This window comes from Vibrio algicola, assembly GCF_009601765.2.
Lineage (GTDB): Bacteria > Pseudomonadota > Gammaproteobacteria > Enterobacterales > Vibrionaceae > Vibrio > Vibrio algicola.
In genome coordinates, this window is sequence record NZ_CP045699.1 from 1,139,478 (window position 1) to 1,165,882 (window position 26,405).

21 protein-coding genes and 1 pseudogene are annotated in these 26,405 nt (G+C 42.1%); 13 read left to right on the forward strand and 9 right to left on the reverse strand.

The genetic code is table 11. The features are described from left to right. Positions 1 to 11 precede the first annotated feature (11 nt). The 3 genes from GFB47_RS05270 to GFB47_RS05280 all read left to right on the forward strand — a co-directional run bounded on the left by GFB47_RS05270 (position 12) and on the right by GFB47_RS05280 (position 2,964). Positions 12 to 1,076, forward strand: coding sequence for an imelysin family protein (locus GFB47_RS05270; protein WP_153447018.1), 1,065 nt, complete (start codon positions 12 to 14; stop codon positions 1,074 to 1,076). A gap of 4 nt (positions 1,077 to 1,080) precedes the next feature. Then, the gene (locus tag GFB47_RS05275) at positions 1,081 to 2,187 is read left to right on the forward strand and encodes a DUF1513 domain-containing protein (protein WP_178306450.1); all 1,107 of its coding nucleotides are present in this window, start codon (positions 1,081 to 1,083) and stop codon (positions 2,185 to 2,187) included. 123 nt (positions 2,188 to 2,310) lie between these two features. Beyond that, the gene (locus GFB47_RS05280) at positions 2,311 to 2,964 is read left to right on the forward strand and encodes an MBL fold metallo-hydrolase (RefSeq protein ID WP_153447019.1); all 654 of its coding nucleotides are present in this window, start codon (positions 2,311 to 2,313) and stop codon (positions 2,962 to 2,964) included. 105 nt (positions 2,965 to 3,069) lie between these two features. Here GFB47_RS05280 and GFB47_RS05285 read toward each other — a convergent pair whose 3' ends face one another. Both GFB47_RS05285 and GFB47_RS05295 read right to left on the reverse strand, forming a co-directional pair. Next, positions 3,070 to 3,990, reverse strand: coding sequence for an IS5 family transposase (locus GFB47_RS05285; RefSeq protein ID WP_153447020.1), 921 nt, complete (start codon positions 3,988 to 3,990; stop codon positions 3,070 to 3,072). Between the two features lie 51 nt (positions 3,991 to 4,041). Further along, positions 4,042 to 4,494, reverse strand: a pseudogene (locus tag GFB47_RS05295) (DUF2982 domain-containing protein). Between the two features lie 207 nt (positions 4,495 to 4,701). Here GFB47_RS05295 and GFB47_RS05300 point away from each other — a divergent pair. The 7 genes from GFB47_RS05300 (at position 4,702) to GFB47_RS05330 (ending at position 12,756) form a co-directional block, all read left to right on the forward strand. Next, entirely contained in the window at positions 4,702 to 5,109 is a 408-nt protein-coding gene (locus tag GFB47_RS05300) for a MarR family transcriptional regulator (RefSeq protein ID WP_153447022.1), read from the forward strand. Between the two features lie 521 nt (positions 5,110 to 5,630). Continuing rightward, positions 5,631 to 6,725, forward strand: a complete 1,095-nt coding sequence (locus GFB47_RS05305; protein WP_153447023.1) for a TRAP transporter substrate-binding protein — start codon at positions 5,631 to 5,633, stop codon at positions 6,723 to 6,725. A 92-nt stretch (positions 6,726 to 6,817) separates the two neighbouring features. Beyond that, positions 6,818 to 7,378, forward strand: a complete 561-nt coding sequence (locus GFB47_RS05310; protein ID WP_153447024.1) for a TRAP transporter small permease subunit — start codon at positions 6,818 to 6,820, stop codon at positions 7,376 to 7,378. Beyond that, the gene (locus tag GFB47_RS05315) at positions 7,375 to 8,670 is read left to right on the forward strand and encodes a TRAP transporter large permease (RefSeq protein ID WP_153447025.1); all 1,296 of its coding nucleotides are present in this window, start codon (positions 7,375 to 7,377) and stop codon (positions 8,668 to 8,670) included. Before GFB47_RS05310 ends, GFB47_RS05315 begins: the two co-directional genes overlap by 4 nt. Positions 8,671 to 8,856: 186 nt before the next feature. Next, positions 8,857 to 10,227, forward strand: a complete 1,371-nt coding sequence (locus tag GFB47_RS05320) for a cache domain-containing protein (protein ID WP_153447026.1) — start codon at positions 8,857 to 8,859, stop codon at positions 10,225 to 10,227. A 12-nt stretch (positions 10,228 to 10,239) separates the two neighbouring features. Continuing rightward, positions 10,240 to 10,908 (forward strand): response regulator transcription factor, encoded by a 669-nt coding sequence (locus GFB47_RS05325; RefSeq protein ID WP_153447027.1) that lies wholly within the window; start codon positions 10,240 to 10,242, stop codon positions 10,906 to 10,908. A 273-nt stretch (positions 10,909 to 11,181) separates the two neighbouring features. Continuing rightward, the gene (locus GFB47_RS05330; protein ID WP_153447028.1) at positions 11,182 to 12,756 is read left to right on the forward strand and encodes a BCCT family transporter; all 1,575 of its coding nucleotides are present in this window, start codon (positions 11,182 to 11,184) and stop codon (positions 12,754 to 12,756) included. An 80-nt stretch (positions 12,757 to 12,836) separates the two neighbouring features. On the opposite strand, the gene GFB47_RS05335 is transcribed toward GFB47_RS05330, so the two are convergent. The 4 genes from GFB47_RS05335 to GFB47_RS05350 form a co-directional block, all read right to left on the reverse strand. Further along, on the reverse strand, positions 12,837 to 13,556 hold the full coding sequence (locus GFB47_RS05335) for a 3'-5' exonuclease (protein ID WP_153447029.1): 720 nt from the start codon (positions 13,554 to 13,556) through the stop codon (positions 12,837 to 12,839). A 10-nt stretch (positions 13,557 to 13,566) separates the two neighbouring features. Beyond that, positions 13,567 to 15,501 carry a DUF294 nucleotidyltransferase-like domain-containing protein gene (locus tag GFB47_RS05340; RefSeq protein WP_153447030.1) on the reverse strand — a complete coding sequence of 645 codons (1,935 nt, stop codon included), beginning with the start codon at positions 15,499 to 15,501 and terminating at the stop codon, positions 13,567 to 13,569. A gap of 190 nt (positions 15,502 to 15,691) precedes the next feature. Continuing rightward, positions 15,692 to 17,845, reverse strand: a complete 2,154-nt coding sequence (locus GFB47_RS05345; protein WP_153447031.1) for an FAD-dependent oxidoreductase — start codon at positions 17,843 to 17,845, stop codon at positions 15,692 to 15,694. Between the two features lie 295 nt (positions 17,846 to 18,140). Beyond that, positions 18,141 to 19,331, reverse strand: a complete 1,191-nt coding sequence (locus GFB47_RS05350) for an amino acid aminotransferase (protein ID WP_153447032.1) — start codon at positions 19,329 to 19,331, stop codon at positions 18,141 to 18,143. Between the two features lie 296 nt (positions 19,332 to 19,627). Here GFB47_RS05350 and GFB47_RS05355 point away from each other — a divergent pair, with 296 nt between their 5' ends. Next, positions 19,628 to 20,821 (forward strand): MFS transporter, encoded by a 1,194-nt coding sequence (locus GFB47_RS05355; protein WP_225874298.1) that lies wholly within the window; start codon positions 19,628 to 19,630, stop codon positions 20,819 to 20,821. Continuing rightward, the gene (locus GFB47_RS05360; protein ID WP_153447034.1) at positions 20,814 to 21,155 is read left to right on the forward strand and encodes a hypothetical protein; all 342 of its coding nucleotides are present in this window, start codon (positions 20,814 to 20,816) and stop codon (positions 21,153 to 21,155) included. Before GFB47_RS05355 ends, GFB47_RS05360 begins: the two co-directional genes overlap by 8 nt. A 127-nt stretch (positions 21,156 to 21,282) precedes the next feature. On the opposite strand, the gene asnS is transcribed toward GFB47_RS05360, so the two are convergent. Next, complete coding sequence (gene asnS, locus GFB47_RS05365; RefSeq protein ID WP_153447035.1) at positions 21,283 to 22,683, reverse strand: asparagine--tRNA ligase; 1,401 nt, start codon at positions 22,681 to 22,683, stop codon at positions 21,283 to 21,285. A 572-nt stretch (positions 22,684 to 23,255) separates the two neighbouring features. Between asnS and GFB47_RS05370 the strand changes: the two genes are divergently transcribed. Continuing rightward, on the forward strand, positions 23,256 to 23,552 hold the full coding sequence (locus GFB47_RS05370) for a hypothetical protein (RefSeq protein ID WP_153447036.1): 297 nt from the start codon (positions 23,256 to 23,258) through the stop codon (positions 23,550 to 23,552). Between the two features lie 121 nt (positions 23,553 to 23,673). Here GFB47_RS05370 and GFB47_RS05375 read toward each other — a convergent pair whose 3' ends face one another. Together GFB47_RS05375 and GFB47_RS05380 are read right to left on the reverse strand one after the other, a co-directional pair. Then, the gene (locus GFB47_RS05375) at positions 23,674 to 25,035 is read right to left on the reverse strand and encodes an L-serine ammonia-lyase (protein ID WP_153447037.1); all 1,362 of its coding nucleotides are present in this window, start codon (positions 25,033 to 25,035) and stop codon (positions 23,674 to 23,676) included. An 84-nt stretch (positions 25,036 to 25,119) separates the two neighbouring features. After that, complete coding sequence (locus GFB47_RS05380) at positions 25,120 to 26,376, reverse strand: aromatic amino acid transport family protein (protein WP_153447038.1); 1,257 nt, start codon at positions 26,374 to 26,376, stop codon at positions 25,120 to 25,122. Positions 26,377 to 26,405 lie beyond the last annotated feature (29 nt).

The following is a 26,405-nucleotide window of genomic DNA, read 5'->3' on the forward strand; positions in this document are numbered from 1 at the left end:
GAACTGGATTTATGTTGAAACGTATCATCATTGCAGTGTGTGCTTGTTTGGTCGGAGGCGGTCTTTATTACGCTTATTTATCGGATACAACTGGCAATATTAAAACCCAGCAGATTGCGTCATCGAAGCCTAAAAATAGCCAGCAACAGGTACATCAATTAGAACTCGAGTTTGCACAAGGCTTTTCAACGTCAAGCGCAAAATTACAAACAGCAGTCGCACAATATTGCCAATCGAATAATGGACTCAGTTTAGAAGCACTACAAGAACAATGGCTTGAAATGATGCAAGCTTGGATGCCGTTACAAGGTCAGGCAAAAGGGCCAGCCAAAGCGGTCGCATTAAGCTGGAATGTACAATTTTGGCCGGATAAGAAAAATATCACCGGTCAAAAAATGCAGCAACTGTTACAACAAAAAGCATTATGGAATACCGAAAGTATCGCTAATCAAAGCGTGACGGTGCAGGGGGTAACGGGCTTGGAGTGGTTATTATTTGATGCGCAATCGCCATTAATTAGCGGCGATAAATTCAGCTGTGGACTGCTTAGGGCAACCACAGACACCTTGCATAATCATGCTCAAACTATAACGACTCAATGGCAATCCAATCCGTGGTCTGGTTATGATGATAGTCAGTGGCAAGCGGAGTATATTGGTTTGCTCACTAATCAATTAGACTTTTTAATGCTAAAGATGAGTCGACCATTAGCAAAAATCGGCCATCCACGACCGTACTTTTCCGAGGCGTGGCGATCGAAGCAATCGTTAGCTTTAATGACAAGTAATCTGCAAGCGTTGCGTCAATTATATTTGGCGAAAGGGCTAGGATTAGATGCGCAATTAAGAGCGCAAGATCATAGTGAATTGGCCGATCGGCTGTTAGCACAGTTTGATCAAACCATCAGCACATGGCCGAAACAAGCCAGTTTATTTGAGATGTTGCAAACCAAAGAAGGGTATCGACAGGCACTGACTCAGTTTAATAAATTAGAGCGGATCAAATACCTATTACATGATGAAGTGGCGGTTGAGTTGGGCGTGGTCGTTGGGTTTAACTCAACCGATGGCGATTGATCCCATGACAGATTTTAATGCTAAGCGGCGTCAATTATTAACCTTAGCCGTGCTTGGTGGCGGGGGAATCGTCTGTGGTGGACTGGCTTGGTTATATCACGCCAGTAAGCCAAGTAATAAGGCTGCGCTAATCGGTAACTCTGTTGGCTTTAATCAACGTTTTCATTGTGTAGTGGCTGATTGGCAAGGTAATCCTATTTATCAAATTGCTTTGCCTCAAAGAGCGCACGGCGTCGCCATTAGTCAGCAAAGTACGATGGGATTTAGTGACGCCGTGGCTTTCGCTCGTCGCCCTGGTAGTTACTTTCAAGTGTTTGATTACCAAACCGGCTTAAAAAAACAGCTTATTCAGGCCGAAGCAGACCGCTATTTTTATGGCCATGGTGTATTTAGCGTGGATGGTAAATTTCTGCTGGCAACCCAAGGGATCAAACAGAGCAGTCAAGGATTAATTGGTATTTATGATGTTGAACAAGATTATAAAAAAGTCGATGAATGGCATGGGATAGGGATCGGCCCGCATGAAGTTATTGGCTTAAATGATGGCAGTTATGCGGTCGGTGTGGGTGGGGTTCATACTCAAGGTCGTGAAGCATTGAACCTAGACACGATGCAACCGACCTTAACCCGATTAGATCAAACTGGGCGCATCATTAGTCAAGTAGGATTAGGCGATAAAAAACTCAGCATTCGTCATCTTGGTTATGATCAGCATGACTTAATTTTATGTGGCCAACAATATCGCGGCCAACCGGATGATTACCCGGCGTTAATTGCAATGCAACAAGGTGAGGGAGAATTAATCTCTTTGAACGCCGAACCAGAGCAATGGGCGCGATTTAATCATTATATCGCCAGTATTGCGGTGGTGGGGGACTATGTACTTGCGACATCACCACCGGGTAATTGCTATGGTATTTGGTCGATTTCGCAAAATAAATTACTTGAGTTACAGCCCTTACCCGATGCCTCTGGCGTAGTGGCGCACAATGGTGAATTTTTTGTTAGCTCTGGATCTGGTGAAGTGGTGACCAGATCGCCCCTCGATGATGTTCAGAGATTTAATTCAACCATTCGATGGGATAACCATTGGAATGCTATACCGAGCTAAACAAGTCCCCCGAGCTAAGCAACTACTCAGAGTTCAGTAACTACTCAGAGTTAAGCAAGCACTTGTAAAAATAACACTGAAATGTCATAGTTTCGCTACTATTCTTATCAAGACATTACTGCTATGAGCCTTCAATATCAATCTGTTCCAGTCACTCCATTTCAACAAAACTGTTCTATCGTATGGTGCGATCAAACCATGAAAGGGGTGATTGTTGATCCCGGTGGTGAGGTTGAGCACTTAGTCACCATCATTAATACCTTAGGTGTCACACTTGAAAAAATCGTGTTAACCCATGGACATCTGGATCATGTTGGTGGCACGCCAGAGCTAAAAGCGCAAATGAATGTGCCAGTGATCGGCCCTCATATTGATGATGCATTTTGGCTACAAGGTTTAATGAATCAAAGCCAGATGTTTGGTTTTCCACCTATTGACCCTTTTGAGCCAACTCAATGGTTACAAGAAGGCGACAGTATTGAATTTGGCGAGGAAAGATTGCAAGTGATCCATACTCCAGGGCATACCCCAGGTCATGTGGTGTTATTTAGCCCATCAGCGCAAATTGCCTTTGTTGGCGATGTTTTATTTAACGGCGCAATAGGCCGTACGGATTTTCCGAAAGGGGATTTTCAAACTTTAATTAACAGCATTAAAACCAAGTTGTGGCCACTCGGTAATGAGGTGCGTTTTATTCCTGGTCATGGCCCTGAATCGACTTTTGGACAAGAGCGAAAGTCGAACCCGTATGTCGCCGATGAAATGCCATTGTATTAAGCATTAGTGAGCAATATTAAGAAAACCAGTTCACCTCAAACTGGTTTTTTTAGGCTTTGTTGCGTAATTCAAATTTAGAGGTGACAACACTAGAATGGTATTATTTCAATCAATTCGGTAAGTTTTAGGCATACCTAGCCCTGTTAGTTTATTTAAAGCTTTGATCATTGCGTAAGCTTCCCCAACTTGGGCATTATAATTTCTTAAGCTGAGTGTTCCGCCCAATAGCTTTTTCACTCGATGCATTGCCGTTTCTGAAATTGACCTTTTATGATACCCAAACCGTGTTTTCCACTGCTTATTAGAACCATAAAACTGTTGAAACCCGACGGATAAATTTCGTGGATGTCCCTTTTCCCAAAAGACTGCACCAAGTCTTGGGGGCACAAGTGGGGTGGCTTTTTTGATACGAATGGCTTCATAGCATTGTCGAGTATCGTAAGCACCATCGCCTGATACTTTTAAGATCTTTCGACGTGTTTGCTTTAGTAAATTAGGTAGAACGTCTCCGTCACTGACATTCGAGAAAGTGAGTTCTGCCGCAATAATTTCATGAGTAACGACATCAACACCTATATGTAACTTACGCCAGATCCGGCGCTTCCCATCAGTTCCATGTTTCCTGACTTTCCATTCACCCTCGCCGTAAACCTTGAGGCCAGTAGAATCAATGGCTAAGTGTTGTATCGTGCCACGAGCTTTCGTTTTGAATGAGACTTCAACCTCTTTAGCCCTACGACTAATACAAGAATAATGAGGGCAAGTGAGCGGGACATTAGGAAGTTGAAATACAGAATCAATAAATCCCTGTAATGCCCTTAAGGGCATTGAAAATATACGTTTTACCATAAGCGCTGTTGTTATTGCTAAATCACTGAAAATACGAGGTCTACCACGCAGCCCTTGTTTAGCTTCTTTCCATTCTTGGATAGCTTCTTCATCAATCCAGAAAGTCAGTGAACCACGTTTAATCAGTGATTGATTATATAACTTCCAGTTATTGGTCTTATAACGAGGTTTTGGCATGAATATCGATGGTTTAGTGGGGAGTAAACGATCTGATCGTCAGTTTCACATTTAGTTCCATCGAATTACGCAACAAAGCCCTAAGTAGAGCAAACTACGTTGTTCGATTAAAATTTTAGTGATCACTTTCGGGCTAATTGAATTAATAAAAGGCTGATGATCTTTTATGCCAATACCGACCCAAGGTATTGGCGTCGATCAACCTTGCCTTAGGTATTCACCGCTACCGATATGACAGATATTTTGCCACTTTAAAACCCAACCGCCACGATATACATGTTGTTGTAGATGATCACGGGTTAAGGTAAAACCAATATTTTGGCTATAGATTAATTGTTGAACCGTGAAATATAAACTGGCGATGATGAATGCAAAAAGAAGCGTGATTTTGCTATTTGAGTAGGCATGAATAATGAGACAGCCAGATAATAGTACCGCGACGAGAGTGTATTTCAACCACAGCGGAATAGACGGTTGTTGCTGGAATAATTGTAAGGTTGGCATCGATATCCTTTCGTGGTGAGACGCTATTTTTAAATGCAGAATGAATAATCAAAGTTAAGACTTATTACTGCATTTTGTGAATTTTCAAATAAATGTTAGCAATTTAGTGTAAAAAACAGCCAGTCGCTGTGAATTTGATTTATATTTTGTTATAACTCCGTTCAACATTTTTACCACACTATTTATAGTGACTTGTGGAGAACTTTGATGAGACTTGCACATAAACGCAATGTACAACGTAAACTAAAAAAAACCTTTAAAGCAACCAAAGTAGCGACAGAAAAAACAGTCGTTGCTGTGAAGCCTAAAGCAGAAAAAGCGGTAGCAAAAGTCAAAACCGTTGCTGCTAAAGTTGAAAAAGTGGCGACTGCCGCAATTGACGCTGCAGTAGAAGCCACTCAAGACGTTAAATTAACACCAAAGCAGCAGTCTGTTCTTGATATTGTCGCGGCAAATGCGCCTGGTATTAGCCCTAAAAATATTGGCTTAGCAGCAGGTCAAGAAGATGCTAAAGCCGCAGCATGGGCGACCGGCGGCTTGAAAAAACTACTTGAAGAAAACCTAGTGGTTAAAGAGCAAGCAGAAGGTAATAAAGTGATTTACAAATTGGCATAAGCCTTTGTAAATCATTTTAGCTTAAATCTGCAGTTGAGCGAATGTTGTCCTGCAGATAGCAAAACTAAGTGAAATATATTAACCCTCAAGATTGATCTTTCAATCTCGAGGGTTTTTTTATGCTTAATGCTTAATGATATGGCTTGGTCGATGAGGTAAGCGTTTAACATCACAATATTCACAATTAAGTGACAAAAATTCAAGCGTAACTACTTAGGTAGAAATAAACGTTAAGCAAATATATAAAGATATTAGCAACTGAAATTTAAAGGAAAATAGAAAAGGGTCAGTACTTATACTTAATACTTTGGTCTGAACTGCTTTGGTTGTGCCTTGGTTTAGAGGCGTTAAATGCGTATAGCTCCCGATTGGAAAGTTGTCTTATATAAGCAAATCTTGCTTTGGATTGGACATAAATCCACTGTTTTAAAATTATTAAAGTCGCTGTGAGTCATTGAAAATAGTTAAACAGTCACTTCAATAAATTGAGGATAAAACAATAATAACCAAAGGACGAAGGTATGAGTTTATTGAAAAAAACGTTGCAGGGTGTGGTGAAAAAGACCTTGATAGCGATATTTGCTTGTAGTGCCATGATGGCAACCAGTGTTAGCGCCGCAGAAAAGGTTTATCGCTTAAAGCTTGCAGAAACATGGGGACCAAATTTCCCTGTGTTTGGAGATGCCACCAAAAACATGGCTAAAATGGCAGAACAAATGTCCAATGGTCGATTACAAATTCGAATTGATTCTGCCAATAAACACAAAGCGCCTTTAGGGGTGTTTGATATGGTGAAATCGGGTCAATACGACATGGGCCATTCGGGTTCTTATTATTGGAAAGGCAAGGTACCGAACACTTTATATTTCACTTCTATGCCTTTTGGTATGTTACCGGCTGAACAATATGCGTGGTTCTACTACGGTGGTGGCATGGAGTTGATGGAAAAAGTATATAGCCCGCACAATTTGATGTCTTTCCCTGGCGGAAATACCGAATTTCAAATGGGCGGTTGGTTTCAAAAAGAAATCAATTCGGTTGATGATCTTAAAGGGTTGAAAATGCGTATCCCTGGTTTTGCTGGCGAGATCATGGCAGAGCTTGGGGCAAAACCAACCAATATTGCCCCGGGTGAGCTTTATACCGCATTAGAGCGTCGTACTATCGATGCGCTAGAGTGGGTCGGTCCATCATTAGACTTACGCATGGGCTTTCATAAAATTGCGCCGTATTACTACACCGGTTGGCATGAGCCGGGCTCTGAGTTGCAATTCTTAGTCAATAAGAGAGTGTGGGATAAGTTGCCGGCTGATCTACAAGAGATCTTGCGCATTTCAATGAAAACCGCCGCTTACGATATGTATGTTCAGGCTGTGCATGAAAGTGGTAAAAACTGGGCGACGATTAAAACCGATTATCCCAATGTGAAAGTCAAAAACTTCCCACCTGAAGTGATGGATGCTTTGCGCGCTGCGAACGATAAGCTACTTAAAGAGCATGCCGCAAAAGATCCACTCACCAAAGAAATACAAATGTCACAAGCGGCGTATTTAAAACAAGTACGAGCATGGACCGATATTTCCACCAAAGCCTATTTAGATAACGAAGCTAAATAAGCCCTAGCCGTAAAGTCGAAGATGACCTTATTCATCATCACGACTTTGCGGCTTTTTTCATTGTCACTGTGGCATTCTCAAGGAGTAGAGAGATGAGCTTAATAAAACTGGAGAGGGGCTTTAACCGTTTTGGTGACGTGCTCGGTTGGATTGCTAGCGTGCTGTTTATTATGTTGATGTTTAATGTGGTGTATGACGTGGTGATGCGTTATGCCTTTAATGACGTTTCGATTGGCATGCAAGAAATGGAATGGCATTTATTCTCGGTGGTATTTTTATTAGGCGTACCCTATGCCATCCGCACCAGTGGCCATGTACGAGTCGATGTTATTTACGAAAACCTTTCCGTTCGCACTCGCGCCATTATCGACATTGCAGGGGTGGTTTTTTTATTACTGCCTTTTTGTTTATTAGTCGCTTGGTATGGCATTAATTATGCTCATGAATCGTATGAGCTTGGTGAGACCTCGGGCGATCCTGGTGGTTTGCCGTATCGTTGGATCATTAAATCCACTATTTCCTTATCTTTTTTCTGCATGGCGGTCAGTGGTATCGGCATGTTACTCAATTCGATCAATCGTTTGATCAATCCGCTGCACCCTGAACTTGGAAAAGAAGCGAAGTCATCCAATACACAAGGAGAGTTATCATGATCGGTATTGTGATGTTTTTGGTGGCGTTATTTGCCTTGTTAATTGGTTTTCCTGTGGCATTTACCTTTGGCGGCATCGCCTTGATTTTTGGTATATGGGCAGAAGGGCCCGAAATGTTTGCTTTTATGCCATACCGTATTCAATCGATCATGCAAAACACCGTATTAATGGCAGTACCTCTATTTGTGTTTATGGGGCTAGTGTTACAAAAAACAAAATTAGCCGAACAATTACTCGAATCGATGGCGCGTTTATTTGGTGGCGTGCGTGGCGGGATCGCGATTTCTACTGTATTGGTTGGCGTATTACTGGCGGCCTCCACTGGAGTAGTGGGAGCATCTGTTGTGGCGATGGGGCTGATCTCCTTGCCAGTTATGATGAAATACAATTACAACAAAGGGCTGGCTTGCGGCACTATTTGCGCCTCGGGCACCTTAGGACAAATTATACCACCTTCCATCGTGTTAATTTTGTTAGGTGATGTACTTGGCGTGCCGGTGGGTGATTTATTCCATGCTGCTATTTTGCCGGGGTTGGTATTGGTGGGCGCTTATGTCATTTATATTTTAATTTATGCGCACCTAAATCCTCAAGAAGCGCAATGCATGACGCGAGAAGAGAATATTTCGCGCAAACAAGAAATCCGTAAAGCTTTGTTTGCGGTTATCCCGCCACTGGCCTTGATTGTGGTGGTATTAGGATCGATTTTTGCGGGGATCGCTACTCCAACCGAATCGGCGGCTCTGGGCGGTGCAGGTTCGATTGTTTTAGCATTATTATACCGTCAGTTTAGCTGGAAAATGCTGTATGAAAGCGCGCAAGAAACGGTCAAAGTGACTGCGATGGTATTTGCAATTTTGTTGGGAGCCACTGCGTTTTCAATGGCGTTTGTTTATACCGGTGGTGATTACTTGGTTGAAGAGTGGATGACGTCTCTGCCGGGGGATCAATGGGGCTTCTTAATTGTCACCATGCTAGTGATCTTGGTGTTGGGTTTCTTTATCGACTTTATTGAGATTTGTTTCATTATCGTGCCAATCTTAGTGCCGGTTGCCGAGCTGATGGGCATTAATTTGATGTGGTTTGGCATATTGATCGCAATGAATTTGCAAACCTCATTTTTAACGCCGCCATTTGGTTTTAGCTTATTCTACTTAAAAGGGGTTGCGCCGGATGGCATCACCACGCGCGATATCTATAAAGGCGTAATGCCGTTTATTGCGATACAAGTGATGGTGTTGATCTCGTTGCTTATATTCCCTGAGTTCTACGGCATGAGCGCATTTTATTAGCATTGATACAAAGTGGGTTTAATAGGCAGTGGCATTTTAGTCACTGCCTTTATTGTTTTTAATATTGGTTTTGTGACCAGTACGCTGAATTCTTTTTTTATCCCATCGAAAATTTCACTTTAGTGTTAATATTATTCATCTAAATGGATGTTTTTAGACGCTTTAATTTGAGTTTCGAGGTAGGGAATGCCGTTAAAAGCGAAACTGTTTTTACTCACATTGATCCCGTTATTGTGCGTAACAGCAAGTATCAGTTGGATCTTTGTTCACCAAACCAAAGCGTTAGGTGAAAAAGAAATCAATACCTTTCGCGCCACGCTGGTGGAGTCTCGCGAACGGGCGTTAAAAGATAATCTGCAACTTGCGCTTGCCGCGATTAGTCATGTCTATCATCCTGCGGCTAAAAATGATGCCGATGCCAAATCTCGGGTAAAAACTATTTTATCCAATTTACGCTATGGTCACGATGGCTATTTCTTTGTGTACGATAAAAGCGGCACCAATCTTGTTCATCCTATCCAACCAGATCTGATCGGTAAAAATCTCATAAAATTGCAAGATGCTGATGGTGACTACTTGATTGAAGCGTTGCTTTTTGAGGCTCAGACTGGTGGCGGATTTCATCTATATTTATGGAACAAGCCCAGCAATAATCAATTGGAAAGAAAGCTAAGTTACGCCGTGTGGTTAGATAAGTGGCAATGGATGGTGGGGACTGGGTTATATATTGATGACATAGAGCAAGAGGTCATGGGCTTGACCGAGACCATTAACCAAAATATCGAAGCAACTTTTTTCTCTGTGGTAGCGTTGTTATCCGTGACGGTGGCGGTGATCATTGTTTTGACCCTGGCGATAAATTTTCATGAATACAAATTGGCCGATAAAAGTTTAAAAGACTTAGTGAATCGAACGGTTTTGTTTCAAGAGGATGAAAAAAAACACCTTGCGCGTGAACTGCACGATGGTATTAATCAGCTATTAGTCTCGAGTAAGTGTCATTTAGATATTTTATCGCACAGCGTGATCACAGAGGGCTGCATTAATAGTAAAACCTTATCGATGATCAGCAAAGCCGAACACTCACTGCAAACCGCCATTTTAGAAGTTAGACGAATTTCGCATAATCTGCGCCCCAGTGCGTTAGATGATTTGGGCTTGGAGTTTGCAATTAATTCATTATTAAGTGATTTTTCCGAGCACACTCAATTACAACTCAATAAAACGATATTACTTGGCGATCAGCGCCTTGATAATGAAATTAATATTACGCTATATCGTGTGGTGCAAGAGGCACTGATGAATATAGAGAAGCACGCTATGGCCTCTCAAGTTGATGTTCGTTTGCAACACATTGCCAATTTAATTCAATTGATTGTGCGTGATGATGGAGTTGGGTTTCCGTTATCGCAAATTGGCTCGAAAAGCGGTATTGGTTTACGAAACATGCGTGAACGGGTCGATTTTTTAGGGGGTGAGTTTGAGATCAATAGTGAAAAAAACGGTGGAACCGAAATAACCGTATTACTTAAAACCAATATTATCCGAAAGATATAAGGTCTGAACAATATGAATGACATTGTGGATCAAAAAATTGGACGTGATGGCAAAATACGAACCTTGGTGGTGGATGACCATCAAGTGGTGTTGGATGGCTTTGTGGCTCGCTTACAATTAGAAGCCTGTATAGATGTAGTAGCGACCGCCAGTAATGGACTAGAAGCACTTGAGGCTGTAGGGGTGCATCACCCTGATGTGGTGTTAATGGACATTAGCATGCCAATAATGACGGGGCTTGAAGCGGCGGAACAAATTAAACAGCAATACCCACAGGTAAAAGTATTAATACTCACCATGCATGATAATCGCGAATACATAATGAAAGTTATGCAAGCTGGTGCGGTTGGGTATATGCTCAAGGATATTTCAGCCGATAAATTAGTACAGGCAATAAAAACCGTACATCAAGGCTCGACTTATTTTTGCGAATCGGTGACTCAAACGTTATTTACTCAACCTATTAGCGATCCCGTTAATAGCAAAGTGAATCCGTTAAGTCGCCGTGAAGATGTGATCTTAAAATTAGTGGCGCAAGGTAATAGCAGCAAGAAAATTGCCAAAGCGTTAGAAATTAGTTACCGAACGGTGGAGACGCATAGGCAAAATATTAAACATAAACTCGATTTACATTCAACTGCAGAATTAACCAAATATGCAATGCAAAAAGGATTGTTATAACAAAAATAGTTTTATCACTAAAATAATGTTTAGTGAGCGAAATGTTTTTCGGATCTAGATCACAGGGAGGTGCCGCTTATTAAATGGTCTTTTTTTGCATTTTATGCTGTTTTTTTGTTCGTTTAACTGTGTTTTTGACAGTTTAACTAGATATTTTTGACTGGTTCGTTAGGATCTAGATCAGAGAAAATTAATTATTTATAATTTTATGTTTAGTGTGCAAATGTTTTTGCAGGCTAAGAACGATTTGTTATTCCAAAATGGACGAGAAGTATGACTAAGGGTATAGACAAATACAGTATAGACAGTACCGACTATACGATAGGACAAGATAATGTCCAAAAGTGGGGTTTTGATGTACATAACTCCGTATTTACCATCAGTGCAGGTTTGATCCTGCTGTTTCTAATCGCGATTTTAGTGACCGATGCCTCGACTGCAAAAGTGGCATTAGATGGGGTGAAAAATGCCATCATCGATAAATTCGACGTATTATTCGTTCTATCAGGCAACCTTTTTGTTATTTTCTGTCTTGCTTTGATTGTATCGCCTTTTGGTAAAATTCGTTTAGGTGGTGATGAAGCGAAAGCTGAGCATTCTTATCTTTCTTGGTTGGCAATGTTATTTGCTGCCGGTATGGGGATTGGTTTGATGTTCTGGAGCGTGGCAGAACCGGCAGCGTATTATACCGACTGGTTTGGAACGCCTCTTAATGTGGCAGCAAATACCCCTGAAGCGGCTAAAATGGCGCTGGGTGCGACCATGTATCACTGGGGTCTGCATCCTTGGGCAATTTATGCGGTTGTCGCGCTATCACTTGCCTTCTTTACTTACAATAAAGGTTTACCACTTTCGATTCGCTCAATTTTCTATCCTATTTTAGGCGATCGTACTTGGGGTTGGCCTGGTCATATCATTGATATTTTAGCGGTATTAGCTACCTTGTTTGGTCTTGCAACTTCGCTTGGTTTTGGCGCGCAACAAGCCGCAGCGGGTATTGGCCATGTGTTTGGTATTGACGCAGGAGTTGGGTTGCAGCTTATCGTTATTGTTGGCGTAACCATTTTAACCACCATTTCAGTGATCCGCGGCATCGATGGTGGTGTTAAGCTTATTAGTAACATCAACATGGTGGTCGCTTTTATTCTGCTCATGTTCATCATTGTGGTGTGTTTCAATGTGGTATCGGTATCGATCCCTGAAACAATTGTTAGCTATGTAAAAAATATTATTCCACTGTCGAATCCATTTGGTCGTGAAGATGAAGCGTGGATGCACGGCTGGACAGTATTCTATTGGGCTTGGTGGATGTCTTGGTCGCCATTCGTTGGTATGTTTATCGCTCGTGTTTCTCGTGGGCGTACCGTGCGTGAATTTGTTACCGCAGTATTGCTTCTACCAACCATCATTACGTCTGTTTGGATGGGCGCATTCGGTGGCGTTGGTATTGAACAGTTAACCGATAAAGTCGGCATGTTAGGTCAAAATGGTTTCTCTGATGTGACCATGGCGATGTTCCAAATGTTTGATGCTCTGCCAATGAGCCAAATTATCTCATGTATTGCGATTTTGCTCATTTTGGTGTTCTTTGTTAGTTCATCGGATTCAGGCTCTTTAGTTATCGATAGCATCACGGCTGGTGGTAAAATTGATTCACCAGTACCGCAACGTATCTTCTGGGCTGTGGTTCAAGGCGCAGTTGCGATGGCACTACTTTGGGTTGGTGGCAGCGATGCGATTGGCGCATTACAAGCGGCAGCGGTGTCGACCGCATTACCGTTTGTGTTTGTGTTGCTGATCATGTGTGTCAGTTTAATTCTCGGAATGAGAACCGAACCACGCAAATAACAAACTCGCTTAAATTTACAATCAAAAAAAGGTTGGTCACTTTAAAAGTGCCAACCTTTTTTATTGTCTATGTAATCGAGTTAACACCAAATATCTTTAATTGGGGTGTCGGGTGAATAGTGGTGGTAGATTTGTGCTTGTAATAATTCTGCCGTGGCGATGGAATCAACCAGTGCGTGATGGGGTTGATAGGCGGGCAGGTTATAACGAGTCCGACTGGTGCCTAAGCGAACCGAATCCGGCTTCTTACCTCGCAATTTATTCCACCAACCACTGACGGCTCGGTTTTGCACGATCGATTCAATTTCCAGTGTATCGACCATAGGAAATAAAATGCCTTCACCTAAACGCAGTTTTAACGCTTTATAAAAGAACTCGCGCTCAATGTTGCGATAGTGAACCACGACTACTTTTCCGGCTAAGGAGTCGAGCACTTCTTCTAAAATTCTTCGCAGATCAGGAGCGTCGGATAAATCGCTGTGAGTAATACCGTGAATGATGACAGAATCCTCATTCATCGGTTTACGCGGCTTGACCAACCAATGCTTGCTTTGACGGCAATAGATACGTTGTAGAGTAAATGGAATTAATCCAATACTGATGATGGCACTGCTATCGCTATCCAGACCGGTGGTTTCAAAGTCAAGTGCCACAAATTCGACTTGGCTGAGTGGGGTGTTTGGATCCACCACACCGGCGCGATAGAAATCTCGCAGGCGATGATCTTTGACTTTACCCACTTGCTGTTTAAAGTAAGTTTGCCAATTAAAATTAGGTTCGAGATATACTTTTTCAGTCATATTTTACCCCTTAGCGCATGCGTCGAATGGCGTTTTTTTGCGTCTGAGCCGGAGGAGGGGTATTTTTAAATGAATTGCCATGATAACGATACTTTAAGAAATTTTGGGCATTACTTAAGATCTGAAAGGCATCTTTTAAATTACGGCGTTCAAAATCTGACATATTATCGGGTTCGATATTGTTATCGGGCTCGATCTCATTTTCGACATCGATCGCTTGGTGACGAATACGCACCATAGAAATATATTCCATTGCATCACGCAGATCTTGTCCACGACCTTTAGGTAAAATACCGGCTTCAATGATGTCATCTAAGCGCTCAAAAGAGTTCTGAGAGCGTGAACCTACCGCAAGAGCATGTACTCGCACTAAATCGGCTAATGGTGCAGTACCGCGACGTTTTAAGTTAATTGAGTTGTTGTGTTGGCCATCTTTTTCCATCACAAAACTTTTAAAGAAACCTAATGGCGGGGTACGATTATTGGCATTTCTCGCCAAGCAAGCTAAAAATTTATTGTTACGACGCGCACGACGTACGATAAAGCCGTTCAAGTTTTCGGCCCACTTAGTACGACCATAGACACCATCAAGATCAAAAAAGATCGAGCTATTTAATAATGCTTTAGGGTTGGGGTTATCAATCCAATCGGCAAAACACTCTTCCCATTCGGTGCGTGTCATACGCCAAATCGGGTTAGTTGCCATAATATCGCCGGTGCAGAGTTCATAACCACAGCGAGCCAGACCTTGGCAAATAAATTCGGCTAATTTGGCAAAGTATTCACCGTGCTGGGCCTCATCATAGCTGTTGTCTAAAATTAAGGCGTTATCTTGGTCGGTAACAATCAGTTGTTCATCTCGCGCCATCGAGCCTAAAGCCAGTAAACAATAGGGAACCGGAGGAGTGCCAAGATGCTCTTCGGCCAGTTCCGCCATGCGCTGTTTAAAACTGCGGCCAATGACCGCCATTGCGCTGCCAACCATGTGAGAGTTGGCATCTTCATGTACTAAACGCACAAAACAGTCTTTAACTTGTGAAGAAAGCACTTCTAATTCTTCGATACTTTGCTGGTGAAAAATCTGATTAACCAGCAGCAAACTGTTTTGCGATTCGTAACGTATGATATCACCGACTTCAATAATGCCGATTGGCTGCTTATTTTTAAGAATAGGAAGATGATGAACGTTACAGCGTAACATGGCAAGCATTGCTTCATAAACATAGGCATTATGATCGAGTGAAATCAATTCGTTCGACATCACTTCACTCACTTGATTACTGGGATCCAAACCTTCGGCTAACACCCGAGTACATAAGTCTCGATCGGTAATAATGCCAACTACTTGGCTGTCATTCTCTTCATCAATACAAATAGTGTCATCAATCACCAGTAACGCCGAAATATTTTCATCGGCCATCAATTTAGCCGCGGCTTGAATGGTTTGGTGTTTATCGAGGGTAAAAGCATCACGGGTGATCAGAGTTTTTACTTTTGAGGTGGTTAAGTCATTAGCATTATTGTTTTCCGAGATCGCTTGGCGCAATCTTGCGTTGTTTTCTACTTCGACAAAATCGGCAAAACTTTCTTCACTTTCATACAGTTCGTTAAATACTGCAACTGGAATACAGTACAGCAAAGAATCTTGGATAGCCGTGGCTGGCAAACGCACCTTACCATTCATCAGTAAACCCATTTGACCAAAGATATCGCCTTGATCTAACCGGTTATACAGCTCACCTTTACGACGATATATTTCTACCACACCCGATCGCACCATGTATAAATCTTGTATATGTTCGCCAAATTTAATGATGGGTGTTTTTTCGCGGTAATAGGAAATTTCGGTATTTTGAGCAATATAGGCCAGCTTTTCTTCCGGTAATGCATCAAAGGGCGGGTATTGAGCAATAAAGTTCTGAATTTCTTGTAATTCTGCTTCCATGAGGTCCACAACTGCTAATGGGATATAGCTTAACTATAGGCAATCAAGACGATGATCTAAAGCCTTTTTATTGATTTGAGTAGATTGATTATGAGGGGCAGAAATGACAAGCAAAAAAATGGGGGAATCGATCAATAGAATTGAATGATTTCCCCACTATCACAGCATTTCGTTTAGGGTCTCAATGAGATCACCCTCGACGCCATGTATGATATTTCTCTAGCCAATTTAAAACCGTTTGTGGAGCATGGGCTTTTTTCCATTCACCGGCGGCGTATTTGTTACCTTCCGCCCAAGTAGGGTAAGCATGGATGGTGCCTAAAATTTTATTTAAGCCTAAACCATGCTTCATCGCTAACACGAATTCGGCAATAAGATCGCCAGCTTGTTGGCCGACAATGGTGACGCCCAAAATCGTGTCTTTGCCTTTTGGGGTGATGACCTTAATAAAGCCCTTGGTGCTACTTTCAGCAATGGCGCGATCGAGCTCTTCAAACTCGAACCGAGTGACTTCAAAATCAATGCCTTGTTGTGTTGCTTCGGTTTCATTTAATCCGACCCGAGCCACTTCAGGGTCAATGAATGTGGTCCATGGGATCACTCTATAATCGACTTTAAATTTTTTGAAGTTGCCAAATAACGCATTCACCGCGGCAAACCATGCTTGGTGGGCGGCAACGTGAGTGAATTGATAGGGGCCGACAATATCTCCGGCGGCGAAAATATTGGGATAAAGGGTTTCCAAATAGTCATTGGTTTGAACTGTGCGGTTGGTTTCAATGCCCAATTCTTCTAGGCCGTAACCTTCAAGGCGAGCAGAGCGTCCAACCGCGCACAATAGTTGGTCAAATTCAATTTCGATCTCTTCATCATTATGTTCAACCACCATGATTTTAATCTCACCGCGTAATTCGCAGCGCAATGCTTTGTGATTGGTCAGTATCTCAACGCCGCTGGCACTAAGTTCGGTGTGCGCAAGCTCAGATACTTCTAAATCTTCACGCAACATAATACGATCAGCCATTTCAATTTGAATGACTTTTGATCCTAAGCGAGCGAAACTTTGAGATAATTCACAGCCAATAGGGCCACCGCCTAACACCACTAAGCGTTTAGGGGGCGTATCGAGTTTGGCAAAGGTTTCCCATAAGGTATCACTGGTAACATAACCCACATCATTTAAACCAGGCAGTGGCGGCACAAATGGTCGCGCACCGGTGGCAATGACAATACTTTTGGTAGTCAAACGTTCGATACTGCCATCTTGAGCTTTGATTTCCACCGTCCAAGGATCCACGATAGTGGCGTAACCGGTTTTTACCTCAACTCCAAGCCCAGTGTAACGTTCAATGCTGTCATGCGGTTCGACTTGCGCCACCACATCGTGCACACGTTGCATCACTTTTTTAAACGAGAAGGTCGGGTTGTGACTGTCTAATCCATAATTTTCAGCATGACGAAATTGTTCGGCAACCTTGGCGCTTTTAATGATGGCTTTACTGGGTACACAGCCATAATTTAAGCAATCGCCACCCATTTTGTGTGTCTCGACTAACGTGACTTTTGCGCGCACGGTGGCGGCAATATAACTACTGACTAAACCTGCGGCGCCACCACCAATCACCACCATATTTCGATCGAATTGCTTAGGTTTGGTCCATTTTGCATAGACACGACGTTTTTGAATCGATGAGATGATGGATTTAGCGATCAAAGGAAAAATGCCTAATAAAGCAAAAGAAATAATCAAGTTAAAAGAGAGTATGCCTTTTAAGCTATCTAATTGAGCCAGTTGGGTGCCAGCATTAACATAAACAATGGTACCTGCCAGCATCCCAATTTGACTCACTAAGTAAAAGGTGAGGGTTTTAATTTTGGTTAAACCCATTAAGAGATTAATTAAAAAGAAAGGGAATACCGGCACCAGACGCAGTGTGAACAAGTAAAATGCACCATCTTTTTCAATTCCTTGATTGATGGATTTTAGCCTGCTAGAAAACTTCTTTTCAATTGACTCACGTAATAGATAACGGGACACCAGAAAGGCTAATGTCGCCCCAATGCTCGATGCAAAAGAGACGATCAATAGGCCAGTGGCTAACCCAAATAAACCACCGCCAGCGAGGGTTAATATAGCGGCGCCAGGTAAAGATAACGTGGTAACAATGACATAGATAAAAAAGAAGGCAGAAGCTACTAGAATAGGGGAGGTCTGCTGCCAATGTTGGAAGTCGTCCATGCGATACTTAATCCCATCAAGTGTTAACACATGATGAAGATCGAGTGCAAAAAACACGATGACCAAGACAACGGCACTTGTGAGTATCACTATTTTTTTTAACATAATCATTCCATTTATAATGTGGCGAGAAAATCCAATTACTCTCGATTAATAATTAAGAAAGGTTTTTTTATTTATTAATTTCAAATTTATATCATCTTTTTTAATTGTGTGAGCAAGAAACCAAAAGGCTTTTAGAAGATCCCTACAAAAAAAATAAGATTATATGTCGATGTATTGATGGGGTGAGTGGGATGGTGTTTTCACATTGCTAATTATGATATTTGGCATGTTCATGTGAGTGGAGGGATAAGAGGTAAAAAGGCCAGTAGATGCTGACCTTTATTTTTTGTATGGGTTATAAAACCGCAGCGATACCTTTACATAATGGACCCATATTATTTTTGGTCATGCCAGCAACACTGATACGGCCAGAGCCAACAATGTAGATTGCAAACTCATCTTTTAATCGTCCTACTTGGTCTTTATTTAAGCCAGAGAAAGAGAACATACCATTTTGAGCTTCAATAAAACTAAAGTCTTGCGTCACGCCTTCATCTTTTAGCGTTTGCACAAATAGAGTACGCATCTCTTGAATTCGATCGCGCATCTCTGCCACTTCTTGCTCCCATTCGCTGCGCAGTGCTGCATTGTTTAAGATATGCGTTACGACTGCCGCGCCATGTGCGGGTGGGTTAGAGTAAATAGAACGAATGATTTTTTTCACTTGAGAAAACGCAGTGGTCGCGACGTCAGTATTTTTTGCGACCAGAGTGAAAGCACCAACACGTTCGTTGTACAAACCGAAGTTTTTCGAGAACGAACTGGCCACCAGAATTTCTTCACAGTATTGTGCAAAAATACGCAGACCGGCAGCATCTTCTTCAACCCCTTTAGCAAAACCTTGATAAGCAAAATCAAATAATGGCAACAAGCCTTTTGCCGCGCATAGTTTTGCCAACTGTTCCCATTCAGCCGCAGTTGGATCGATACCGGTTGGGTTATGACAGCAACCGTGCAGTAGAATGACATCACCCGCTTGTGCCGCTTCAAGGCTAGTTAACATAGCATCGAAATCTTTATCGTGAGTTTCTGCGTTGTAATAGTTGTATTGCGCGGTTTCAACGCCAGCGGCGGTAAAGACACCAATATGGTTGGCCCACGTTGGGTTTGATATCCAGATTTTACCGGCGTCTAATTCACGCTTAATAAATTCACCTGCGACACGCAACGCGCCAGTACCACCAGGAGCTTGTGCAGTTTTGGCTAATTTGTCACTAATGATTTTAGCCTCAGCGCCAAATAGTAATTTCTGCACAGCAAGACCATATTCAGCCGTACCTTCAATCGTCAGGTATGATTTGGTTTTTTCTGATTCTAAAAGTGCCGCTTCCGCTTTTTTAACGGTCGCAAGAACAGGGGTTTGTCCGGCTTCATTTTTGTAAATGCCTACCCCTAAGTTGATTTTAGTGGCGCGTGTATCACTTTTAAACTCTTCAGTTAAACCGAGAATAGGGTCGGCAGGTGCTGCAGGTACTTTTTCAAACATAAATCCGTCCATGTATATGAGTAATTGATTCGATTATTTATACCGTTAACCTCTCGGGGATTCAACTGTAAATCGACTTGGTTTATCAATTAAACACTGGTTAACCCTGCTCAGTCGAGAATTTGAAATGAAAGATTAAATATATTGCGACCGCGCTTGCCAGTTATGTAAAGGATCTAGGTAAACCACTCGTTTACATATAAAACACTATGTTCAAGATAAGTCCTTTCTATTGTATACAATTTAATAACAATTCCGATATAATGGCATTATGCGCAATTAACATAATGGACAATATGACAAAGCCCCTCACATTAGTCACTGAACGCAATAAAATGATGTTACTTGTCATTGGCGTTATGCTGATCGCAGCAAACCTCCGAGCGCCAGTGACTGGCATTGCGCCGATGATTGATTTAATTTCAAACTCTTTCCATTTGTCGGCGACTCAAGCTGGCATGTTGACCACATTACCGCTCATTGCGTTTGCATTATTTGCTCCACCGTCGGCTTATTTGGCCAAAAAGTTTGGTTTGGAATACACCATATTTTCTGCATTGGTTCTTATTGCGGCAGGATTGCTGTTTCGATCATTTGGCAGTGTCAGTGCGCTATTTATTGGCACCGCCTTAATTGGCCTTGGAGTCAGTATCGGTAATGTGTTGTTGCCGATTGTGGTCAAACGAGATTTCCCAATGAAAGTGGCGATCATGACCTCGAGTTATGTTTTGGCAATGGGGATAGCTTCCGGCGCGGCCTCTGCATTTTCAATTCCACTGGCGAATGATTATGGTTGGGGCTGGCAAGGAGCTTTGGCTGCATTATCGGCCTTAACCTTTATTGCGATGATTTTTTGGCTACCGCAACTGCGCTATAATAGTAAACCCAGCCCTGTCAATACGTCAGGAAGCACGTCTACTAATCTATGGAGTAAAGCGTTGGCATGGCAAGTATCATTTTACTTAGGTCTGGGATCGTATTTTACTTACACTATGATTGCTTGGCTGCCGAGCCTGTTAATACAATCTGGTTTTAGTTCTGAAGAAGCGGGAATGGTACACGGCGTATTTCAAATCGGCACCGCACTACCAGGCATCTTTATTATCCCGTTAATGGCAAAATTAAATGATCAGCGTTTACCTGCGTTTGGGATCTGTGCTATCGCGGCAACTTGCGCTGTTGGATTATTATATTTACCGCAATTTGCTTATGTTTGGTCATTTTTATTAGGTTTATGCTCTGGGGCTTGGTTTATTTTAGGTTTGTCGTTTATTAGTTTTCGCACCAACAGTCCATTACAAGCCACAACGCTTTCAGGTATGGCACAATTTATTGGTTATTCATTAGCGGCTATTGGCCCTATGTTAGGGGGGTATTTACACACGCTCAATAATGGCTGGAGTGAAATGATCACCATGATAGTGATAGTCTGCGTCACTTCTGCAACATTAGGTTTATTTGCCGGGCGTAGAGTAACAATTGATGAATAATTTATTTAACTATGTCGCCGCCATAAAAAATGATGAGACCCATAAAATTAAAAAGTGGGAATGTAAATCAGAAGAATTAAATGAAGAGGATGGCGTTGTTACTGAGATCAAAGAATATGATTTCTTCTTTCATAATGGCGTTGTGATCAAACAAAGCATAGAGCGAGAGATCGGTGAAATGGATTCGGATCTTGTTTGCCAAGAATGTTTTATTAGTTATGAATTAATATCTGAACCGACTTCTTTGGATATCAGACCAAAGCGAAAAAATTTCATTAATATATGCCAAGAGAGCTTTTGGCTTAAAATTAATAAAACGCACAGTTTGTTATGAAATTTTTAAGTTTGGAAAGTGTAAACCTTATTTAGGACGAGACACATTCAACAAAAAAAGCCTATCCATTTTGATTGGACAGGCTTTATTATTTATATGGTTAAATTTCTAATTAGGAAACTCTGAATTAGAAACTTGCGCTGCGTGGTGTACGTGGGAATGGGATCACGTCACGAACGTTGCCCATGCCAGTAACATAAGACACTAAACGCTCAAAACCAAGACCAAAGCCAGCGTGAGGAACGGTGCCGTAACGACGTAGATCACGGTACCAAGACATGTGTTCAGGGTCGATACCCATCGCAATCATACGAGCATCAAGCACGTCTAAACGCTCTTCACGCTGTGCGCCACCAATGATTTCGCCGATACCAGGTGCAAGGACATCCATTGCTGCCACAGTTTTACCATCATCGTTTAGACGCATGTAGAACGCTTTAATGTCTTTCGGGTAGTTTTTCACGATAACCGGTGCTTTGAAATGCTCTTCTGCAAGGTAACGTTCATGCTCAGAAGACATATCGATTCCCCATTCAACATCAAATTCAAACTTACGGCCTGAATCTTGTAGAATTTGGATAGCATCGGTGTAATCCACTTGAGCAAAGTCAGAATCAACAAATTGCTCTAGGCGAGTGATGGCTTGTTTATCAATGCGAGAGGCAAAGAATTCAAGATCATCACGACGCTCTTCAAGTACGGCAGCAAAGACATATTTAAGCATATCTTCAGCAAGTTTTGCGGCATCGTTTAGATCAGCAAAAGCAATTTCAGGTTCAACCATCCAAAATTCTGCTAAGTGACGGCTGGTGTGCGAGTTTTCAGCACGGAAGGTTGGGCCAAAAGTGTACACTTTACTTAAGGCACAAGCATAAGCTTCAGCATTAAGTTGACCTGATACGGTTAGGAAAGTTTCTTTACCGAAGAAGTCTTCGTTGTAATCGACATTACCTTTGTCATCTAAAGGCAGGTTGTTATGATCCAGTGTTGAAACGCGGAACATTTCACCCGCGCCTTCTGCATCGGATGCAGTAATAAGCGGAGCAGAAACCCAAAAGAATCCTTGCTCGTGGTAAAAACGGTGAATAGCTTGTGATAAGCAGTTACGCACGCGAGCCACAGCGCCGATCACGTTAGTACGCGGGCGAAGGTGAGCCACTTCTCGTAAGTATTCAATTGAGTGACGTGTTTTAGCCATTGGGTAAGTATCAGCATCTTCAACCCAACCAACGACTTTTACTGCGGTAGCGGCAAGTTCAAAATCTTGACCTTTAGCAGGAGACTCAACAATCTTACCTGTCACTTCAACAGAACAACCGGTCGTGAGTTTTAATACTTCGTCTTGGTAATTATTCAGTTCATTTGGGACCACGGCCTGGATCGGGTCGAAACAAGAACCATCGTAAATGGCAAGGAAAGAGATCCCAGCTTTGGAATCGCGACGTGAACGGATCCAACCGCGAACAGTGATTTCACTGTCTACCGCTAATTTGCCGTTTAGAACGTCTGTTACAGGCGCGTAAGTCATTTTATTCTCCATTAAAACACCCATCATTGACGACGAAAGGGTGCAATCTGTCTTAAATTTGTACGATGAAAATCGCATCGCAATTACCTGATATATTACCTGTCATAGCCTCTGCTTCAACCTTTAATTGTGGGTTTCATTGCATTTTTAGCCTGTTAAACGCGATTTGCATCCTTAATTCGATAAATTAGTGTTAATTACAAGCAAACTAATGGCTCAACTCTCGTTACAATGACAATAGACATGAAACATTGAAGCGTTCAAATAAAGAGGTGGATGTGAAATATTGATTACCGAATTTAAGCCTATCAAATGTAAAGATAGCCACAGGATTAAGCGTTGCGATACTCGTCAGTGGGTGTTCAACCATTGGTGGCGATCAGGTTTCAATTGGCTCAGCCGACGAAATTAACCAAAATATAACTTTAAAACAAGATCCTCTCACTCGAAGCGCTGACTTACAAACGGCGTCTTATTGGACCAAATGTGATGGCAAATTTGATGGGGCGGGGTATCGATATCGCACATCGGTTTACGCCAATGGCCATCAACAAACGCAACTGTATGTTCGGTTGAAGTCCTCACAAGGCCCTTACGGCATCAACAAAGCATTTGATGATAGTGAGCAATATAAGGTGACGGTTTATCAACCTGAAAATAAATCCGATTCGGTGGTGTATGAAAATTTCGCGTTGGATATCTCGCCTCAGCAATTGAAAGCTGCCGCAGAAGGGCCATTAAGCTTACATTTTGTTGGTGATAAAAATCGTTGTGATATTGTGGTCGAAAAACCGGTCAGTTGGGTGTTTGATATGAACTTGGATGCCTTACTCAAACAGGTCGAAAAATTAAAAGCAACGCAGAAATAAAATATAGAGATTTAGATACTTAGAGATAGCAAAATCAAAAAGCGCGTTTAATTTTCAAACAGAAAGTTAAACGCGCTTTTTTTAGTGTCGATTATTAATCGTCGGTCTCAGATATTAGGTTTTAACAAATCACTTTAATTGCCAATCCACCTTGTGAGGTTTCACGGTATTTTGAGTTCATGTCTTTACCGGTTTCTAGCATGGTTTCAATCACTTTATCCAATGAAACGCGTGGCTCAGATGAGCGGCGCATTGCCATACGAGTCGAGTTGATTGCTTTCACTGCCGCAATACCGTTACGCTCGATACACGGAACTTGCACTTGTCCTGCCACAGGATCGCAAGTTAAGCCTAAGTTATGCTCCATGCCAATTTCAGCCGCCATACACACTTGCTCAGGACTGCCGCCTAACAATTCTGCAAGACCCGCTGCCGCCATAGAACAAGCCACACCAACTTCACCTTGGCAACCAACTTCTGCGCCAGAAATTGAAGCATTTTGTTTGTATAAACCGCCAATTGCGCCAGAGGCGGCAAAATAGCGAATGTAATCTTTTTCGGTCACGGTCTGAATAAACTTATCGTAATACGCTAATACCGCAGGAATAATGCCACATGCCCCATTGGTTGGCGCTGTCACCACACGACCACCCGCCGCATTTTCTTCATTCACCGCAAAAGCGTACATATTGACCCAATCGATTACTGCCATTGGATCGGTTGAGGTATTGGATGAGGTTAATAGCTGTTGACGTAATGCAGAAGCACGACGCGGCACACGCAATGGTCCAGGCAAAATACCTTCTGTATTCATGCCTTTTTCCATACATTCGCGCATGGTTTTCCAGATGTTAGCAAAATAGGTACGAACATCATCACTTGAATGTTGCGCGCTTTCATTTTTCATCACTAAGGTACTGATCGACAAACCATGCTCTTTGCATAGGCTCAATAACTCGGTAGCTGAATTAAATTCGTAAGGGGTACTAAATGCAGATTCTTGCTCTTTACCAAAGTGCTCTTCATCGACAATAAAGCCACCACCGATAGAGTAGTAAGTTTTACTGTAAGACACTTCACCATCCACCCATGCGTGAATTTGCATACCATTTTCATGCAAAGACAAGTTAGAGTTATGGAAGTTCATGCTGCCTTCTTTAGGAAACTCTACCGTATGACAATGCATACCAACCGGTAGACGCTCGGTTTCAGCCACGCGCGCAATGAAGCCTGGAATAGCGTCAATATCTACATGTTCTGGCGTATTTCCTGCCAATCCCATAATGATAGCGATATCAGTTTGGTGACCTTTCCCTGTCAGCGATAATGAACCGTAAACATCGACAGTAATTTTAGTAATATCACGCAATGTACCCATGCCGCGAAGGTCATCAATAAATTGTTTACCGGCTTTCATTGGGCCAACAGTGTGAGAGCTCGAAGGGCCAACGCCAATTTTGTAGATATCAAAAACACTGATCATGTTATTTACCTCTAATTAAGCCCCTTAAAAGTAAGAGGCTTATATTATTTATAGTTTTCTAATGGTTAGCTAAATGTGCAGTGATTAGAAAAGGCTGTAGATTACTGAAGTAATAGCGGCAACACCACATACTGCAGTGAAGATTTGTGCAATAGGTGAAGTTTTGAATTTCGCCATCGCAGGAACATTACGCATTGCGTAGATAGGAAGAATGAACAAGATAGCAGCAATCATTGGAGAGCCGATAGATTCAATCATACCTAAGATGCTTGGGTTGATGATAGAGATGATCCAAGTTGTCAACACGATAAACACAAGAGACAATTTTTTTACTTTCTTCTCTTCCATTCCTGAACGAGATTTTACTAGACCAACCAAACCTTCATGTGCACCAAGGAAGTGACCGAAGTAGCTTGACGTGATCGCCGCGAAAGCAACGATTGGACCTAAGTAAGAAATCATTGGAGAAGAGTGAATGTTAGCCAGGTAAGACAGAACACTGATGTTTTGTGCTTGTGCTTCGCCAAGTTGTGCAGGAGTTAAAGAAAGAACAACAGAGAATACGAAGAACATAACGAAAACCATCAACATAGTCGCTGCGCCACCTGTGATCATATCGGTTTTCTTAGCCGCGTTATCACCGTATGTACGACGTTGCTCTTTCGAGAACTGGCTGATGATTGGGCTGTGGTTAAAAGAGAACACAATGATAGGAATAGCAAGCCAAATGATCTTAGGCATAGCAACCCAATCTGGTGTGACTTCAGCCATTGAAGTGTTCCACTCTGGAATAAGGAAGATAGAAAGCGCAAGTAAGATGAATACTAATGGGTAAACCATGGCAGAGGTTACTTTCAGCATTAAATCTTTACCGAAGATCACGCCACAAGTCATTAATGAAATCAATGCACCAGACAGTAACCAACGAGGAATGGATTCCATGCCGATTTGATTCACTAAGAAAGAATCTACGGTATTAGTGATGCCCACACCGTAGATAAGTACGATAGGGTAGATTGCAAAAAAATATGCAAAAGTAATGATGGTCGCGCCAGTTTTACCAAAGTGTTCTTCAACAACATCGGTAATATCTGCATTAGGATTTTTAGAAGAGAGAACGAAACGTGCTAACCCTTTATGCGCTAGCCAAATCATAGGCATTGCAATGAGAGCCAAAATGACTAATGGCCAAAAACCACCCGCACCGGCTTTGATTGGAAGAAATAATACGCCAGCACCAACCGCGGTACCGAAAAGTGATAAAACCCATGAAAAATCTTTATAGGTCCATTTGCTCGACGCTGCTGCGCTTTGCGTTGTTGTATTGGTTGTAGTTTGCATAATATGAATTCTCTTAATTTTGGGAACAG

What these genes read in the sequence shown, in the direction of transcription:
- GFB47_RS05270 (WP_153447018.1), top strand. Translation starts at nt 12, where the DNA reads ATGTTGAAACGTATCATCATTGCAGTGTGTGCTTGTTTGGTCGGAGGC.
- GFB47_RS05275 (WP_178306450.1), top strand. Translation starts at nt 1,081, where the DNA reads ATGACAGATTTTAATGCTAAGCGGCGTCAATTATTAACCTTAGCCGTG.
- GFB47_RS05280 (WP_153447019.1), top strand. Translation starts at nt 2,311, where the DNA reads ATGAGCCTTCAATATCAATCTGTTCCAGTCACTCCATTTCAACAAAAC.
- GFB47_RS05285 (WP_153447020.1), bottom strand. Translation starts at nt 3,990, where the DNA reads ATGCCAAAACCTCGTTATAAGACCAATAACTGGAAGTTATATAATCAA.
- GFB47_RS05300 (WP_153447022.1), top strand. Translation starts at nt 4,702, where the DNA reads ATGAGACTTGCACATAAACGCAATGTACAACGTAAACTAAAAAAAACC.
- GFB47_RS05305 (WP_153447023.1), top strand. Translation starts at nt 5,631, where the DNA reads ATGAGTTTATTGAAAAAAACGTTGCAGGGTGTGGTGAAAAAGACCTTG.
- GFB47_RS05310 (WP_153447024.1), top strand. Translation starts at nt 6,818, where the DNA reads ATGAGCTTAATAAAACTGGAGAGGGGCTTTAACCGTTTTGGTGACGTG.
- GFB47_RS05315 (WP_153447025.1), top strand. Translation starts at nt 7,375, where the DNA reads ATGATCGGTATTGTGATGTTTTTGGTGGCGTTATTTGCCTTGTTAATT.
- GFB47_RS05320 (WP_153447026.1), top strand. Translation starts at nt 8,857, where the DNA reads ATGCCGTTAAAAGCGAAACTGTTTTTACTCACATTGATCCCGTTATTG.
- GFB47_RS05325 (WP_153447027.1), top strand. Translation starts at nt 10,240, where the DNA reads ATGAATGACATTGTGGATCAAAAAATTGGACGTGATGGCAAAATACGA.
- GFB47_RS05330 (WP_153447028.1), top strand. Translation starts at nt 11,182, where the DNA reads ATGACTAAGGGTATAGACAAATACAGTATAGACAGTACCGACTATACG.
- GFB47_RS05335 (WP_153447029.1), bottom strand. Translation starts at nt 13,556, where the DNA reads ATGACTGAAAAAGTATATCTCGAACCTAATTTTAATTGGCAAACTTAC.
- GFB47_RS05340 (WP_153447030.1), bottom strand. Translation starts at nt 15,501, where the DNA reads ATGGAAGCAGAATTACAAGAAATTCAGAACTTTATTGCTCAATACCCG.
- GFB47_RS05345 (WP_153447031.1), bottom strand. Translation starts at nt 17,845, where the DNA reads ATGTTAAAAAAAATAGTGATACTCACAAGTGCCGTTGTCTTGGTCATC.
- GFB47_RS05350 (WP_153447032.1), bottom strand. Translation starts at nt 19,331, where the DNA reads ATGTTTGAAAAAGTACCTGCAGCACCTGCCGACCCTATTCTCGGTTTA.
- GFB47_RS05355 (WP_225874298.1), top strand. Translation starts at nt 19,628, where the DNA reads ATGACAAAGCCCCTCACATTAGTCACTGAACGCAATAAAATGATGTTA.
- GFB47_RS05360 (WP_153447034.1), top strand. Translation starts at nt 20,814, where the DNA reads ATGAATAATTTATTTAACTATGTCGCCGCCATAAAAAATGATGAGACC.
- asnS (WP_153447035.1), bottom strand. Translation starts at nt 22,683, where the DNA reads ATGACTTACGCGCCTGTAACAGACGTTCTAAACGGCAAATTAGCGGTA.
- GFB47_RS05375 (WP_153447037.1), bottom strand. Translation starts at nt 25,035, where the DNA reads ATGATCAGTGTTTTTGATATCTACAAAATTGGCGTTGGCCCTTCGAGC.
- GFB47_RS05380 (WP_153447038.1), bottom strand. Translation starts at nt 26,376, where the DNA reads ATGCAAACTACAACCAATACAACAACGCAAAGCGCAGCAGCGTCGAGC.